Source organism: Shewanella submarina (genome assembly GCF_042646185.1).
GTDB classification, from domain to species: domain Bacteria; phylum Pseudomonadota; class Gammaproteobacteria; order Enterobacterales; family Shewanellaceae; genus Shewanella; species Shewanella corallii.
Genome location: NZ_JBHRTD010000018.1, coordinates 1,048,235 through 1,062,623, shown reverse-complemented (window position 1 = coordinate 1,062,623; position 14,389 = coordinate 1,048,235). Strand labels below are relative to the sequence as shown.

Below are 14,389 nucleotides of genomic sequence, written 5' to 3'. Positions count from 1 at the left end.
AGATATACATGAAGATTTCAACACTGACGCTTATCGCCTCGGCGCTGTTCAGCAGCTCAGGTTATGCTGCATATGAATTTGAACTCGGTGATAACAACACGCTCAAATTCGGCGGATATCTAAAGGCGGACATTCGTCATGTCGACGGCGATGTCCCCTACCGACCTTTTTGGATAGCCACAGGCACCACGGGGGAAGACTCCTCGCAAACTCACTTCAATATGAGGGAGTCAAGGTTCAACGCCAGTTATACCCACGGTAAGGTGATGGGGTTTGTCGAAGTCGACTTTTACGGCTCAGACGGCAGCGAGGCCGTGGTAAACAACTATGATCCCAGGTTGCGTCACGCCTTCATTAAATATGACAACTGGCTGGTCGGACAAACATGGTCCACCTTTATGCCGCTCAAGGCGATTCCAGAAACGCTCGATTTTGGCGGGCCACATGTGGGCGAAGCCTTTATTCGCCAAACTCAGATACGTTACACCTATGGTGGATTCCAGTTTGCGCTGGAAAACCCGGAAACCACAGGGGCTGACAATAAGAATGATTCATTACCCGATGTCGTAGGCCGCTACATACATAAAGCGGATTGGGGTGAGCTCGCCGTGGCGGCTCTGGTGAGGCAGTTAGACAGTGATGGCCTGGATAAAACCGTTGCCGCCTTCAACCTGTCCGGCAAGCTGCTGATTGGAGAGAAAGATGACTTTCGCTTTCAGGTTAATGTGGGCAAGCCTGGCCGGTATGTTGCTCCGGGGCTAACGACAGATGTCATTACCCATGATGATCAGCCAGCCGCAGAAGAGACCACCGCTTACACGGCGGCATACCGTCATTTCTGGAGCGAGAGTTATCGCAGCACCGTTTTCTACGGCCATGCCAAAACCGATATTCAAAACCGGGAAAGGCAGATGTGGGGGGTGAATTTGATTAAGCAACTCACGCCCTATCTATGGGCTGGTGTGGAAGTGGGCAACTATGAAGTCAGTGACGCCAATGCCGACTCGACCTACCTGCAGTTCTCAGTCAAATACACCTTATAAACGCCTGATGACAAGTCACCCTGGTTTCTATCCCTGGCTCACCCAGCCTTGATGTTGACATGAAAATTCATGTAGCCGCTTAGTGCTATTCCGCATAGGAGGTTCAGTCAGTCCAACTGAGCTTGCGACCCTATGCGAATTGGTACTGTTTGTAAGCGGCCTTTTTTGCTGAAAACTGCTTGTTATCACCTGTCCATATCACCATCCGGGCCCCGACAGCACCGCATTCTACCCTGTGGCATCTGGTTAAACAGTAAAAAACCGGCCATGTTACCGACCGGTTTTTATTGACTGTATTTTCATGCCAGCACAGGGAGACGACACTAACTCTCTTTACAGTACTTTCGCGCCTCGTAAAGGGTTGTGACCTCCCGGCCATTACAGTGTGGATAGGCAGATATGCAATCGAAATAGCCTGAGATGATTTTCCTGCCCTGCTTTCTACTCGAAATCATTTCGGGCAGTTCAGCGGGTAACTCAAGACGACACTCATCAAACTTGGCACTGATATATTCAGGACAAACTTTAATATTGATGTTGTAGTCCCGCGCATTGAGCTTGCACATCTCTATTGCTCTTTCTCCCCACAATTCAATGTATTCATAGGTGGGGACAGGGTTATTGGCAACATCGGTTATCCTTTCCGTCACGTCCTTATTGGCTTGTGCGTAAAGGTGATAACTTCCCCAGGCGACACCTATCATTAAAATCAGATTTCTCACTACAGCTTCCCTGAATCCTTCAATTGAAGTTCCAAATAAAAGCCGCCCTTTTTATCGGCCGGCGTTTATCAGGGAAGGTGCGAATCAGTCCCGAATATCAGGTGTTCGCACCTTCCCTGGATGCGTAGTCAGATTACTGACAGGCGACCCCAACTGAAGAGAATGCCGCCGTCACGTCAGCTACTGTGTAGCCGTAATCAGACGCTGCACTTTCTACACCACAGGCACCCTGGTTATAGGTGCTGGTTGGGCTCCAGTACATCTGGTTTGCCAGAACAAATACATCGAAGGCTTTATGAGTGTCCCAGCCAGTTTTGTTGGCCAACAGGTAGAATGCTTTGTTGTACACACCTGATGAGTAATGTACGTCCATACCTGAGGTGTAATCAGATGCATGGCCAATGGATTTTCCATCCTGAGTTGGGTCATCCATGTAGCGCAACGCACCATTACCCTTGAAGATGTCATAACCCACCAGCCAGTCATTGCTGCCGCGCATATAGAATTCAGCCGCTTCACCAGCCATGTCGGAGAAGGCTTCGTTCATACCGCCAGACTGTGCGCTGTACTCCAAACCAGAGTTCTGCTCGGTAAAGCCATGACTGACCTCGTGTGCGGATACGTCCAGGCTGACCAGAGGATAGAAATAGCTGGCGCCATCACCAAATGACATTGCGCGACCATCCCAGAACGCATTTTCATAGTTGCGGCCATAGTGAACACGCATTTCCAGCTGGAAGGTCAGCGGCGCAGTGTTGTACCAGTCGCTGTACATGTTGAAGATAACGTTACCGAAGTAGTGAGCATCGTTCAGCGGCGAGTAGGCACCGTTTATCTCTCTGTAGGTGTTTTCAGGGCAGGTAAATGAATAAACCGAGCCGCGACGGGTACTGTTGCCCATGTTGACGGTTTTCACATTGTCGTTGCTCATGACACAAACACCATTGGACTCACCTACTGGCAGGTGACCAAAATCGCTGCCGAAGTAGTACTGACCGATCTTGGCATTGCCACCAGGGCCTGTGGCATTAAATGGTGTAGTGGTACCACCGCCACCACCGCCGCCTGGCTTGCCTTTACCACCTTTGGCAGTCATCAATTCATTCCACTGGCGAATGATATTGCCGTTGGAGGCATCAACCAGACCTGCCGGACGGGAGATCTGATTTTGGTTTTCACTCAGATAGGATACGCGATAGGCCAGTTTAGGCTGGTCGCCTTCACTGAGAACCACCAACTCTACGTCCTTGTGTCCTGAGGTCAGTGAGCCGGGGAATGCGCGGTTTAACGCGGCGATAGCCTGACCCCGGGTAATACCGGGCTCAACACTGAAGTTGGCATCGATATTCGCAGCAGCGCCGGCATGAATGCCTTCAGCAGATACCACCAGATGATGGCCGTATACTTTTACGCCTTTGAAAAACTGCTGCTGTTTTACTTTTTCCTGTCCTTTGGCTGTTTTGAAAGACTTGCCGGGGGCAAAGCTATGCCCTTTGGCCAGACCCATGGATTGGGCCAGTGAACTATCTCCTGCCTGCAACGTTCCAGAGACACACAATGCGAGTGCTGCTGGAATAAAGGTATATGCTCTCATTTTATCTTCCTGTGTAATTATTATATTCCGAAGTTCAATCTCCGGTGCATGCAAAGTTACACAGCACAAAACCAAGCTCAATACTCACAAATACATAATTTTACATTTTAATTACAAATGAATCAGTGAGCGATACAACTTTCTGGTAACCCATGATTCAGGCTAAAGAAGCTGGACGCAGCCAAACACTCAACCAGCTGTATGGAAAGATCATTTCAGACAGCCTGCCTTAACAATAAAGCAGGCTGCGGACAGAAGGGTTACTCAGCCACAGGCTGCGTAATCATTTCTTAGGAGGAAAAGCTCAGCGTTTTACACACTTTCAAATGGGAAATTGTCATAGCCACACTTCCCCATGACCAGCCAACACCAAATCCTGATGCCAGAATTTTGGTTTCGCCATTCTTCAAGCTTTCAGCCAGCGTGCCAGTCATCACCAGCGGAATTGAGGCGCTGCTGGTATTACCTATCTGTTCAAAGTCCATCGGCAGGCGTTCACCGGTTACCCCCACCTTGTCACCCAGCCGGGTCAACATCATCTTGTTGGCCTGGTGCAGCACCAGGTAATCCAACTCATCGGTCGACCAACCATGGGTATCCAGACAAGTCTTGATACAGGCGGGGACTTCTCGCAGGGTAAACACAAACACCTGAGTCCCTTCCATAAACAGCGCAGGCGCTTTGTCTGGGTTAAGCGCACCACCATTAGGCTGGATCAGATAAGGCGCACCTGCACCATCGGTCCCCAGAGTGAAGGTCATTGGCGCGGCATTGGCCTGTTTTTCAACGGCAATCACACTGACACCATCGCCAAACAGCGGCGCAACTTTCCGATCATCATCGGCGATCTGCTGGGATGTTGTGTCACCTACCACCAGCAAAGCACGTTCACAATTCATGCCCTGCAGCAAAGAGGTGAGCTGCCAGAGTCCATAAACAAATCCAGAGCACCCCAGGTTGACATCGAAACAGGCGGCTGATTTATCCAGCCCCAACTGATGTTGCAGTTGCACCGCGTTGCCGGGCAAGGGAAAGTCTGCAGACTGGGTGACCATCATCAACAGGCCAACCGAATCAGGGGCCCAGTTCAACTCGCTCAGCAGCTCACTGGCCCCTTGCCGTGCCATGGCCAGTGCGGTTTCGCCACTGCTTATACGTCGGCCCGCAATACCTGTACTATCGATAATTTTCTGGATGTCAGCTTCGCCGATCACATCGGCCAGATCGGTGTTAGGCACATAGCGACCGGGCAGTACTGAGCAAATGCCTGTTATCTGCACACCGGATGTTTGAATGATGGCCATTTGTCCCCCTCTGGGAGTGATTTTCAAGCTATATTATGCAATGTTATAGTTTAAACCAATCATTTCAGGCAGTTAATATTCGGGGAAGAGTATGGAAGCGATTATCAAATCAGTCAGGATAGCGGGTATGCAAGCCGCTGTGCCGCCTCACCGACATTCCTATGTCGAAACCCCGGAGTTTTTCACTCAGGAAGAAGCAGACAAGGTTTATGCCAGCACCGGCATTCACAGTCGTCGTATATTGCCGACCCATTTGTGCGCATCCGATATGTGCCTGGCTGCCGCAGAGAGTTTGTTGGAAAATCTGGGGTGGGAAGCCTCCAGCGTTGATGTGCTGATTTATGTCAGTCAGGACGCTGACTATGCTCTGCCAGCCACAGCCTGCCTGATGCAGCATCGTCTGGGCCTTCCCAGGACCGCTGCCTGTCTGGACGTGAGCCTGGGATGTTCCGGGTTTATTTACGGCACCTGGATTGCCAGCCAGCTGCTGAACAGTTCCAGCGGCAGGCGGGCTTTGGTGCTGTGTGGTGACACCTCAAGTCGCCACCTGTTACCTGAAGACAGAGGCACCAAACCACTGTTTGGCGACGCCGGAGTGGCAACCGCACTGGAGTTTGACCCGGATTGGCCTGATTCCTATGCCGTCTTTGGCACTGACGGTACCGGGGGGCAACATATTGCCGTCCCTGCAGGAGGCCGCCGCCACCCAACCATGCCGGAAAAAGAGAGCTGGGATGAACCAACCCACGACCGCCTCTATAAAGATTCCCGATTACAACTCAATGGCGCAGAAGTATTTTCCTTCACCCTGAAAGTGGTCCCCAAGCTGGTGAAAGAGACCCTGGCACTGGCAAACATTACCGCAGATGATCTGGATATGTGTGTGATGCATCAGGCCAACGCCTTCATTCTTGAGCACCTGCGCAAAAAGGCCAAGATCGACAAAGAGAAGTACCTGATTGATATGGCTGACTTTGGCAATACCTCCAGTGCCTCCGTACCATTGGCGATTTGCCATAAGCTCACTGATTTCTTCGACGGAGAGCCTAAAAAAGTGCTTTTGGGTGGTTTCGGTGTGGGCTGGTCCTGGGGTGCAATCGTTGCAGACATAGGCAAGATGCCTGCAGGTATTGTTGAAATTGCCGACGACTTCCCGCCTCTGCAACTGGCTCAGTGATTCAGGAGCACGCATGACAACAAAGCTCATTATGGTGACAGGAGCCAGTGCCGACTCTGATATCGGCCTGGCGATTTGTCAGCAGTTGGCTGGTGACGGTTACCAACTGATATTGGTTGGCCGACGTGAAGAAGCACTGCAGGCCACTCAGGCTCAGATACCCGGCGAGCACATTATCGCCCCCATGGACTTAACCGCCCTGGACGATATCAATGGCTGGATGAAATCCCTTTGCAGTGAACACGGCAAACTGAGCGGATTGGTTCACAGTGCCAGCTATCAGGGCTATTCGCCTTTGCGGGGCATGAAAAGCAAGCAGATACACCAGTACTTTGACACCAATGTTGCGGCAGCGCTGATGCTGACAGCCGCTTTCTCCAAACCACAACATCACACACCGCCAGCTTCCATAGTACATATCGGCTCAGTCGCCGGATTTAAGGGGCTCAAAGGTCGCAGCCTGTACGCAGCCTCCAAAGCGGCATTGATGTCGATAACCCAGAGCTGTGCGCTGGAGTTGGCAGACAAGCAGATCCGGGTCAATTGTGTCGCCCCGGCTCTGGTAGATGGCGCGAAGGCTCAGCAGCAATTTGCCATGCTGAATCCAGAGCAGCAGCAAGCATTGAAAGATGAACATCCGCTGGGGCTGGTACCACCACAAAGGGTGGCTCAGGCAGTGGCTTATCTTATCTCTGACTCAGCCAGCCATATCTCAGGCCACACCCTGCCGGTGGACGGAGGATACCTGATTGCCTGAACATCATCTGGTTTGCTACGGCAACAGCTCAGCGACGCTGGGCTCGGGCCATATGATGCGGATGCTGGCCATAGTGTCCTGGGCTGACAAAGCCAATTGGCGCATCAGCTTTTGCGGAAAATACTGCCACCCGGCAATGGCGGCTCGTTTAGCCGATATGGGATTCGGGTTCACCGAGCTGTATGACCCACTTAATATTGCGCAGCTGGAAGCAATGAAAGCGGATGCCATCATCATTGATGACTACTTTCTGTCTCCCGCAGAGTGGCAAACACTGGCCCGACTCAACTGCGTTAAGCTGGCGCTGGATGATGCCATAGACACTCATCCACTGCCGGTCGACCTGGTGGTCAATCCCGCGCCCAATATGAGTGAAGCGGATTATCGCCCGCGCACCGCCGATGCGAGTTTGTTGCTCGGCCCCAGCTACACCCTGCTGCGACCTGAGTTCGGCAAGGTTGCCGATGTGGAATACCAAAATCGCCAGGGCGTGCTGATTACCCTGGGTGGTGCCGATGTCAAACAAATGGCGCTGCCACTGGCAAGCTCAATGTGTCAGCTGCTGCAGGATGCTGATATCACAGTATTACTGGGCAGCCTTAACCATGCACAACTGCCCGCACTTAAGGCGCTTGCCGCACAATATCCCCGGCTGACGGTACTTGAACATTGCGACCGGGTGGCTGAGGTGATGTCAGGCATGGCGCTGGCGATCAGTGCGGCCGGAGGCACTTTGGGAGAGCTCGCCGCCATGGGCGTGCCAACACTGGCGCTGTGTAGCGTGGATAATCAGACCCCAGCTCTGTCATCACCTTTACTCAATACCTGGTACAGAGCATTGGATGTCAGAACTTATGGCCAACAGGATGCCGCCGGGGACCAATTGATAATGGAACAAATAAGGGAACAGGTGAGCGATTTGTGGCACAAACCCTGCTTGCGACAGGATATGAGCCGCTTTGCGCGCCAATTAATTGATGTTCAGGGGTGTTCACGCATACTTGAGGCGTTGAAACAAAAGCTATAACCCCTGCTGCCAAGGAAACGGAATATGGCTGGCATAACCACTCCATCGTTACTACCCACGACTTATGTTGATGCTGACGTTCAACAGCAGGAACAGGAGCTGATCTTCAAAAAGCACTGGCTGTTTGTCGGGTTTGCATCCCAATTAGCCAACCACAATGATTTCATTACCCTGGAAATTGCCGGTGTTCCCGTTGTAGTTCAGAACTTTAACGGCGAACTGCAGGCACTGCTGAATATCTGCAGCCATCGTAAAGCACGACTGCAAACGGCTTCGTCAGGCAATCGACCACTCAGTTGTCCCTATCATTGCTGGAAGTTTGGCAAGAATGGTCTGCTGACCGGCGTCCCCAAGAACAACACAGACTTCAAACTCGATGAGGCAGACAGAAAGTCACTGTCTCTCAAACTCTTCTCACTGGCACAGGCAGGAGACTTCGTGTTTGTCCGCCTCTCCCCAGAAGGGGAAAGTTTGCCGGACTTTTTGGGAAAATATTTCAATATTCTCGAAAGCCTGTCGCATTACTTTTGCGAGCCCGTCCACCAGGGCCAGTATTTGTGGCAATCAAACTGGAAACTGGCGGTAGAAACTGTCCTTGAGGTTTACCACGTACCCGGTACTCATCCCGATACCTTTTCAAAACTCGCCAGAGCCGAGTTCGAGTTGGATCAGGACAAGCGGCATAACTCAGGACACACGCCACTGCAGCAGGCTCCCAAAGAGTGGTGGCAAGGTGTAAGAAGCAAGTTAAAGCTAACTCAACACCCAGAATATACTGAATATAATCACTTTTTTATCTACCCCAACCTGGCGGTGGGTATTACCAATGGTTCTCTGATGTCGGTACAAACCTATGACCCTGTGACCACTGACAGTTGCCACCTTAACTTCCGTCTGCAGATGTTAAGCAGCGCGGCAACACTGGGGCAAGAGTCCGATCTTCCCCGAGGCCTGAAAGCGTTCAAAAAGGCGGTGGTCGCCAACTTTACCGATTTCAATCACACCATTCTCGAAGAAGACAGACTGATGGCCGAAGCCTGCCAGAAGAACATGCAACATACAGATACCCCAGGCGTGCTTGGACAGTGCGAGTCGAGATTGGCCCTGTTCCACGCGGCCTGGCGACAGGATATGGATAATGCCCATGACTGAACCCACAGCATTTGCTCCACAACTTGAGATTGACGGTCGCCACATTGGTCCGGGCCAGGCGCCCTATATTATTGCCGAGCTTTCAGGGAACCATCAGGGCTCACTTGAACAGGCACTGGCACTGATTGACAGTGCTGCGGCAACGGGCGTGGATGCGATAAAAATCCAAACCTACACAGCAGACACCATCACCCTCAACCATGACGCACCTGAATTTGTCCTTCAGGGCGGGCTGTGGAAAGGCCGTAAATTGCATGACCTGTACCAGGAAGCGCATACGCCGTGGGACTGGCATAAAGCCTTATTCGACAAGGCCAGAGAGCATAATATCACTCTGTTCTCCTCCCCGTTTGATACCACTGCGGTAGACCTGCTTGAGTCACTTGGCTGCCCCGCCTATAAGGTTGCCAGCTTTGAAATCAATGATATCAACCTGATCAAGTACATAGCTGCCACCGGTAAGCCCATCATCATGTCTACGGGGTTGGCCACCAAAGCAGAGATTGCCGAGGCGGTTCAGGCCGTGCGCGATGGCGGCGGTACCCAGTTGGCGCTGCTGCATTGTGTCAGTGGTTACCCCACGCCAGTGGAAGATACCAATCTGATGACCATGGTGGATTTACAGCAGAGCTTTGGCACTGTGGTGGGCTTGAGTGACCACACTCTCTCCACCGCCACAGCCGTCGCATCTATCGCTTTAGGTGGCTGCATAGTCGAAAAACACTTTGTGGAAGATCGCAGCGCCGGCGCGGTAGACAGTGCCTTTTCGCTGGAGCCAGAGGAGTTTTCAACTCTGGTAACCCAATGCAATCAGGTCAGTTCGGCTCTGGGTCAGGTTAACTATGACATCAAACCCAGCGAAGCTGGCGGACGTGATTTCAGACGTTCTTTATATGTGTGCCGCGACATTCAACAGGGCGAAGCCTTCACCAAAGATAATGTGCGCTCGGTTCGCCCGGCATTTGGTCTGCATACCCGTTATTTGCCTCAGGTGCTGGGTCAGTGCGCCAGTCAGGATATTGCCTATGGCAGTCCGCTGAAAGCTGAGCACCTGCAAAACGGCATCGATGACGGAGAGATGGCATGAAGGTGATATGCATCACTCAGGCAAGAATGGGGTCAACCCGACTGCCGGGCAAGATACTCCTGCCAGTTGCCGACTCCTGCCTGCTGGATATGCATATGAGCCGTGTTGGTCGTGCCGCTTTGGTTGACCAACACCTGCTGGCGATTGCCAGTGGTGCAGAGAATGCCCCGCTGGTCGAACACTGCCAGGCCAATGGCTACCAATATGTCTCCGGCTCAGAGCAGGACGTCCTGTCGCGGTTTGTAGACGCCGCCCGATTTGCCGGGGCAGAACCAGGCGATGTGATTATCCGTCTGACCAGCGACTGCCCACTTATCTGTCCTGAGTTGATTGATGCCGTGGTAAAGGCTCACCAGCAGGGTAACGCCGACTACAGCTATCTGGATTTGGGCTTTCACCCCAGAGGTTTCGATACCGAGGTGTTCTGTATGGCAACCCTGTTGGCCATACACGAGCAATGCCACGCTCAGCCACAAAGAGAACATGTGACCCTGGGGATATATCAGGCAAACAGTGGATACCGCCTGCAAAACGTCCATCAGGGACAGGAAGAGTGGCACAAATATCGCTTATGTGTTGATGAGGCTGATGATTTGACGCTGATCAGACAACTGGTTTCCCAACTGGATGATTGGCGAAATGCAGACCATCAACAAATCTGTAGGCTTCTGGACAGCCAACCTGAGCTCGCTTCACTTAATCGGGCGGTTATCCAGAAACAGGCCCACTGATTCAGCATTGTAAAAAACGGCCGATAGCTTATTTATCGGAGAGACCGATAGATTTGTAGAGGTCATTTAAGGAGTAAAGAGTATGAACAAGCAAGAATTTCTGAACGCACTGGAAGAGATACTGGAACTGGACGCTGACACCCTGACTGAAGATCAGGTACTGGCAGATCTGGAATCATGGGATTCACTGGCATTTTTGAGTGTCATTGCCATGGCTGACGAAGAGTTCGATCTGGTTATTCAGGGCAGCAAGCTGGAAGAGATCACCAAAGTGGGCGATCTGATTGGCCTGGTGTCTGAGCACCTCTCAGAAGCTGCATAATTTATGACAGCTGAAGTCAATCCGCTGGACCTGACCGGTAAACACATACTGGTCACCGGGGCATCTGCCGGGATAGGCCGGGCAACCTGTGTGCTGCTCGCCTCCCTCGGCGCCCGATTAATGATACATGGCCGCAATGAGGCTGAGCTAAACCGAACCCTGACAATGTTGGCAGGCGACAACCACAGCCTGAGCCTGATGGATATGTCGCAAACCGATGAGCTGGCCCCCTGGGTTCAGCAGCTTGCTGCCGAGCACGGTCACTTTGACGGTTTTGTTCATTGTGCAGGGGTACAGATCACCAAAAGCATCCGCAGCTTTGATGCGGAATTCTTCGACCAGACCATGCGTACCAACCTGGCCAGCGCGCTGGCGATTTCCCGCGGTTTCAGATATCGCAGGCCCAAAGCCCAACAGGGCTCTATCGTGTTGGTGTCCTCCATCGCAGGCCTGATTGGCCAGCCCGGAAACATAGTTTATGGCGCAAGCAAAGCAGGTCTAATGTCGGCCACCCGCGGCCTGGCCATGGAGCTGCTCAGGGACAATATCCGGGTTAACTGCGTTGCTCCGGCTATGGTTGAAACCGAGATGGCGCAGCGAACCCGGGATGATATGACCCAGGCGCAATTCGCCCATATCGAAGCACAGCACCCTATGGGACTGGGCAAACCGGAAGATGTCGCCAATGCGATAGCGTTTTTATTGAGTGATGCCGCCAAATGGATCAATGCGGTCACGCTGCCAGTGGAAGGTGCCTATCTTGCTAATTAAGAGTGTTATATGGGCCTGAAGTTCAAGCGCATGACGCCGGATGACGCAGAGTTACTGCTTAAGTGGCGCACCCATCCGGAAATTACCAAAAATATGTTCACCGATCTGGTGAACCCCAGCGTTGAGTCTCAGCGTAACTGGATTATTTCAGCCAGCCAGCGTGAAGATTATCGCGGTTATTTAATCTGTGACGATGACACACCCATCGGCTTTTTGTGTTTTGCCGACATAGATTTTCATAACCAACGTTGCTCTACCGGCAGCTATATCTACGAGCGCGATGCCCGACTCAAATATGGCGTCACGCTGCACACCTATATCTGCAACTATGTATTCCACTGCCTGAACCTCAACAAGATCGTCAACTATGTGATGAACGCCAATGCCAAGGTGCTGAAAATACAGATGCTGCACAAAACCCGACTTGTGGGTCTCCTGAAAGAACACATACTCAAAAACGGGGAGTTTCACGATGTGCATGTATTTGAGCAGCTTAAGTCTGATTGGCAGAGCCAGAAGCAACACTTTTCGCTGGAACACATCAAGGCAGCATACAACGACTGGAAGTGACTATGTCTGACATTAAAACCCTGATTATTGCCGAACTGGAAAAAATCATCGCCGCCAAAGGCGAAGCCTGTCCTGATATCGTGGGAGAAACACGTTTTCTGCAGGACCTGCCAATGGACTCTCTGGATCTGGCGACCCTGTTGGTCACCCTGGAACTGGAAACCGGAAAAGACCCTTTCAGAGACGGATTTAAAGGCTTTCAGACCCTGAATGAGCTGTCAGCCCTGTACCAGGCGGCCTGATATGAACCCATGGATCCCGGCCGGTTTCCGCTGCATTGAACAGCAACAGCGCTGGAGCAGCGCGGCTTTGACATCTGGTCAGCCAGGAGACACATCAGCTGCTGAGTCCAGGCAGGCAATTATCCTTTCCTATGACGAATCAGCCCCCCTACTGGTTAAGGCCATGGTCAATGCCATCAAATTGGGGCACCAACTTGATAAGCCGGTGATTTTCCTGCGGGACAACAGAACTCCCATTCCCGACGCCCTGCCCGATAAATTCTGTGTAGGACTGCAAACCTCAGGTACAACAGGCGTTCCCAAGCTGGTATTCCATCAATGGGACAAGCTGCTGCCCACCAAAACCCTGAGCCCAGACTCCCGCTGGCTACTTTGTTACCACCCTATGAGCTTTGCCGGCCTGCAGGTGATACTGCAAGCCGTATGCAGTGGTGCCACCCTGATAGCTGATACCAGTGCCAGTCTGGAACAAAAATCCAGACTGGCCCTTACTCACAAGGTTAACGCCATCAGCCTTTCACCCTCTCAATTCAGAGTCATGTCTCTGTGCTGGCAAAATGACAAACCGCAACTGACCCGCCTCACCTTTGGCGGTGAAATTTGCGATCAGCACACGCTGGAACTTGCCCGCGATCTCTTTCCCGATACCAGTATCAGACATATCTATGCCGCAACAGAAGCAGGCGTGGTATTCACTGTTGCCGACGGCAAAGCCGGTTTCCCTGCCGACTGGTTGGGGAAGCCCGGGTTGCCATGGAAGTTGGAAGTCAAAGATGAAGAGCTGGTGCTGGTGCGGGATGGGCAAGTGCTCGCTACCGGAGACAGGGTCAGCCTGTCGTCTGAGCGTTGCCTGTTTAAAGGACGTTTGGACAGTATCGCCAATGTGGCCGGAGCCAAGGTTGATTTGGAAGCACTGGAGCAGGAGTTTATGGCCTTGCCCGGCGTGGTGGATTGTCGGGTTTATACCCGCGCAAACCCAATTACCGGCGCTCTGGTCTGCCTGGAAGTGGTTGCCGGTACAGATGAGTCCGACACCCGAAGCGAAATCGACCGACTCTGCAACCAGTTGCCGCCGACTCACAGGCCCAGAATTATCCAATTTACTCCCCATCTGACGCTGTCTCAGGCGGGTAAGAAGATCAGGAGCACCCCGTGAAATTCATTATCGTTACCGGCGTCAGTCGTGGACTTGGCCTGGGACTCACCAAGGCTCTGCTATCGAGCGGATATAAAGTTGCCGGTTGCAGTCGCAGCCGCTCCGATGCCCTGAATGAACTGGAAATGAGCAACGACAACTTCAAATGGTTCCCCTGTGAGGTTGGAGATGCCACGCAAACCCAGACATTTGTTAGCGATGCCTGCCAGTGGGCACAAGCTCCATTGTGGGGGCTTATCAATAATGCCGGTATCGCCAAAGAGGGGGTTCTGGCCACCTTCCCCAATGTTGACAGTGACGAACTGCTGCAGATAAACCTTAATGGCGCCCTATATATGGCCAGGGAAGCGCTGAGAATGATGCTCAGACAAAACAGCGGTGGCCGCATTATCAACATCAGCTCCATCATCGGCAGTCGCGGCTACACAGGGCTCGCCGCATACTCAGCCTCAAAAGCAGGGCTGGACGGTCTCAGCCGGGCATTGGCCAGAGAGAACGGTCGTCGCGGCATCACAGTCAACTCTGTAGCACCGGGTTACCTGGACACAGAGATGTCTTCCACCCTGAGCGACAGTAAACGCGCGCAAATTATTAATCGAACACCTTTGGGCCGGCTTGGCACAGTGAACGATGTCGCCCCGGCAATAGAGTTCCTGCTGTCTGACGGCGCCGCCTATATTACCGGGCAAACCCTCACCATAGATGGTGGCATTACCAACTGAGCAAGGAGGCCG

At 52.4% G+C, this 14,389-nt stretch carries 16 protein-coding genes; 13 read left to right on the top strand and 3 right to left on the bottom strand.

Features of this window, described 5'->3' with window-relative positions:
• Nucleotides 1–8: 8 nt before the first annotated feature.
• Complete coding sequence (locus tag ACFOE0_RS21755) at nucleotides 9–1,043, top strand: DcaP family trimeric outer membrane transporter (RefSeq protein WP_248934625.1); 1,035 nt, start codon at nucleotides 9–11, stop codon at nucleotides 1,041–1,043.
• Nucleotides 1,044–1,366: 323 nt separating this feature from the next.
• Here the strand turns inward: ACFOE0_RS21755 and ACFOE0_RS21750 are convergent, their stop codons facing one another.
• The 3 genes from ACFOE0_RS21750 to ACFOE0_RS21740 form a co-directional block, all read right to left on the bottom strand.
• Nucleotides 1,367–1,765, bottom strand: coding sequence for a hypothetical protein (locus ACFOE0_RS21750; RefSeq protein WP_248934624.1), 399 nt, complete (start codon nucleotides 1,763–1,765; stop codon nucleotides 1,367–1,369).
• Nucleotides 1,766–1,898: 133 nt separating this feature from the next.
• Nucleotides 1,899–3,359, bottom strand: a complete 1,461-nt coding sequence (locus tag ACFOE0_RS21745) for a M4 family metallopeptidase (RefSeq protein ID WP_248934623.1) — start codon at nucleotides 3,357–3,359, stop codon at nucleotides 1,899–1,901.
• A gap of 290 nt (nucleotides 3,360–3,649) precedes the next feature.
• Nucleotides 3,650–4,663: a 3-oxoacyl-ACP synthase III family protein gene (locus ACFOE0_RS21740; protein ID WP_248934622.1), complete on the bottom strand. Its 1,014-nt coding sequence runs from the start codon at nucleotides 4,661–4,663 to the stop codon at nucleotides 3,650–3,652.
• Between the two features lie 91 nt (nucleotides 4,664–4,754).
• On the opposite strand from ACFOE0_RS21740, the gene ACFOE0_RS21735 reads away from it, so the two are divergent.
• The 12 genes from ACFOE0_RS21735 to ACFOE0_RS21680 all read left to right on the top strand — a co-directional run bounded on the left by ACFOE0_RS21735 (nucleotide 4,755) and on the right by ACFOE0_RS21680 (nucleotide 14,377).
• Nucleotides 4,755–5,840: a 3-oxoacyl-ACP synthase III family protein gene (locus tag ACFOE0_RS21735; protein WP_248934621.1), complete on the top strand. Its 1,086-nt coding sequence runs from the start codon at nucleotides 4,755–4,757 to the stop codon at nucleotides 5,838–5,840.
• A 13-nt stretch (nucleotides 5,841–5,853) separates the two neighbouring features.
• Nucleotides 5,854–6,597, top strand: a complete 744-nt coding sequence (locus tag ACFOE0_RS21730) for an SDR family NAD(P)-dependent oxidoreductase (protein WP_248934620.1) — start codon at nucleotides 5,854–5,856, stop codon at nucleotides 6,595–6,597.
• Nucleotides 6,590–7,624: a UDP-2,4-diacetamido-2,4,6-trideoxy-beta-L-altropyranose hydrolase gene (gene pseG / locus ACFOE0_RS21725; RefSeq protein ID WP_248934619.1), complete on the top strand. Its 1,035-nt coding sequence runs from the start codon at nucleotides 6,590–6,592 to the stop codon at nucleotides 7,622–7,624. The genes ACFOE0_RS21730 and pseG overlap by 8 nt, the downstream gene beginning before the upstream one ends.
• A 24-nt stretch (nucleotides 7,625–7,648) precedes the next feature.
• Nucleotides 7,649–8,776, top strand: a complete 1,128-nt coding sequence (locus ACFOE0_RS21720) for an aromatic ring-hydroxylating oxygenase subunit alpha (protein WP_248934618.1) — start codon at nucleotides 7,649–7,651, stop codon at nucleotides 8,774–8,776.
• The gene (gene pseI, locus ACFOE0_RS21715) at nucleotides 8,769–9,863 is read left to right on the top strand and encodes a pseudaminic acid synthase (protein WP_248934617.1); all 1,095 of its coding nucleotides are present in this window, start codon (nucleotides 8,769–8,771) and stop codon (nucleotides 9,861–9,863) included. Before ACFOE0_RS21720 ends, pseI begins: the two co-directional genes overlap by 8 nt.
• Nucleotides 9,860–10,594 carry a glycosyltransferase family protein gene (locus tag ACFOE0_RS21710; RefSeq protein WP_248934616.1) on the top strand — a complete coding sequence of 245 codons (735 nt, stop codon included), beginning with the start codon at nucleotides 9,860–9,862 and terminating at the stop codon, nucleotides 10,592–10,594. The genes pseI and ACFOE0_RS21710 overlap by 4 nt, the downstream gene beginning before the upstream one ends.
• An 82-nt stretch (nucleotides 10,595–10,676) precedes the next feature.
• Nucleotides 10,677–10,916, top strand: coding sequence for an acyl carrier protein (locus tag ACFOE0_RS21705; RefSeq protein WP_115135021.1), 240 nt, complete (start codon nucleotides 10,677–10,679; stop codon nucleotides 10,914–10,916).
• A 3-nt stretch (nucleotides 10,917–10,919) separates the two neighbouring features.
• Nucleotides 10,920–11,687, top strand: coding sequence for an SDR family NAD(P)-dependent oxidoreductase (locus tag ACFOE0_RS21700; RefSeq protein WP_248934615.1), 768 nt, complete (start codon nucleotides 10,920–10,922; stop codon nucleotides 11,685–11,687).
• Nucleotides 11,688–11,696: 9 nt separating this feature from the next.
• Nucleotides 11,697–12,257, top strand: a complete 561-nt coding sequence (gene pseH / locus ACFOE0_RS21695) for a UDP-4-amino-4,6-dideoxy-N-acetyl-beta-L-altrosamine N-acetyltransferase (RefSeq protein ID WP_248934614.1) — start codon at nucleotides 11,697–11,699, stop codon at nucleotides 12,255–12,257.
• Nucleotides 12,258–12,259: 2 nt separating this feature from the next.
• Nucleotides 12,260–12,499, top strand: coding sequence for a hypothetical protein (locus ACFOE0_RS21690; RefSeq protein WP_115135027.1), 240 nt, complete (start codon nucleotides 12,260–12,262; stop codon nucleotides 12,497–12,499).
• A 1-nt stretch (nucleotide 12,500) separates the two neighbouring features.
• Nucleotides 12,501–13,655 carry an AMP-binding protein gene (locus ACFOE0_RS21685; protein ID WP_248934613.1) on the top strand — a complete coding sequence of 385 codons (1,155 nt, stop codon included), beginning with the start codon at nucleotides 12,501–12,503 and terminating at the stop codon, nucleotides 13,653–13,655.
• Nucleotides 13,652–14,377 (top strand): SDR family NAD(P)-dependent oxidoreductase, encoded by a 726-nt coding sequence (locus ACFOE0_RS21680; RefSeq protein WP_248934612.1) that lies wholly within the window; start codon nucleotides 13,652–13,654, stop codon nucleotides 14,375–14,377. Before ACFOE0_RS21685 ends, ACFOE0_RS21680 begins: the two co-directional genes overlap by 4 nt.
• The last annotated feature ends 12 nt before the right edge of the window (nucleotides 14,378–14,389 follow it).

Coding starts and splice junctions, on each gene's coding strand:
- ACFOE0_RS21755 (WP_248934625.1), top strand. CDS start 9: ATGAAGATTTCAACACTGACGCTTATCGCCTCGGCGCTGTTCAGCAGC.
- ACFOE0_RS21745 (WP_248934623.1), bottom strand. CDS start 3,359: ATGAGAGCATATACCTTTATTCCAGCAGCACTCGCATTGTGTGTCTCT.
- ACFOE0_RS21740 (WP_248934622.1), bottom strand. CDS start 4,663: ATGGCCATCATTCAAACATCCGGTGTGCAGATAACAGGCATTTGCTCA.
- ACFOE0_RS21735 (WP_248934621.1), top strand. CDS start 4,755: ATGGAAGCGATTATCAAATCAGTCAGGATAGCGGGTATGCAAGCCGCT.
- ACFOE0_RS21730 (WP_248934620.1), top strand. CDS start 5,854: ATGACAACAAAGCTCATTATGGTGACAGGAGCCAGTGCCGACTCTGAT.
- ACFOE0_RS21720 (WP_248934618.1), top strand. CDS start 7,649: ATGGCTGGCATAACCACTCCATCGTTACTACCCACGACTTATGTTGAT.
- pseI (WP_248934617.1), top strand. CDS start 8,769: ATGACTGAACCCACAGCATTTGCTCCACAACTTGAGATTGACGGTCGC.
- ACFOE0_RS21710 (WP_248934616.1), top strand. CDS start 9,860: ATGAAGGTGATATGCATCACTCAGGCAAGAATGGGGTCAACCCGACTG.
- ACFOE0_RS21705 (WP_115135021.1), top strand. CDS start 10,677: ATGAACAAGCAAGAATTTCTGAACGCACTGGAAGAGATACTGGAACTG.
- ACFOE0_RS21700 (WP_248934615.1), top strand. CDS start 10,920: ATGACAGCTGAAGTCAATCCGCTGGACCTGACCGGTAAACACATACTG.
- pseH (WP_248934614.1), top strand. CDS start 11,697: ATGGGCCTGAAGTTCAAGCGCATGACGCCGGATGACGCAGAGTTACTG.
- ACFOE0_RS21690 (WP_115135027.1), top strand. CDS start 12,260: ATGTCTGACATTAAAACCCTGATTATTGCCGAACTGGAAAAAATCATC.
- ACFOE0_RS21685 (WP_248934613.1), top strand. CDS start 12,501: ATGAACCCATGGATCCCGGCCGGTTTCCGCTGCATTGAACAGCAACAG.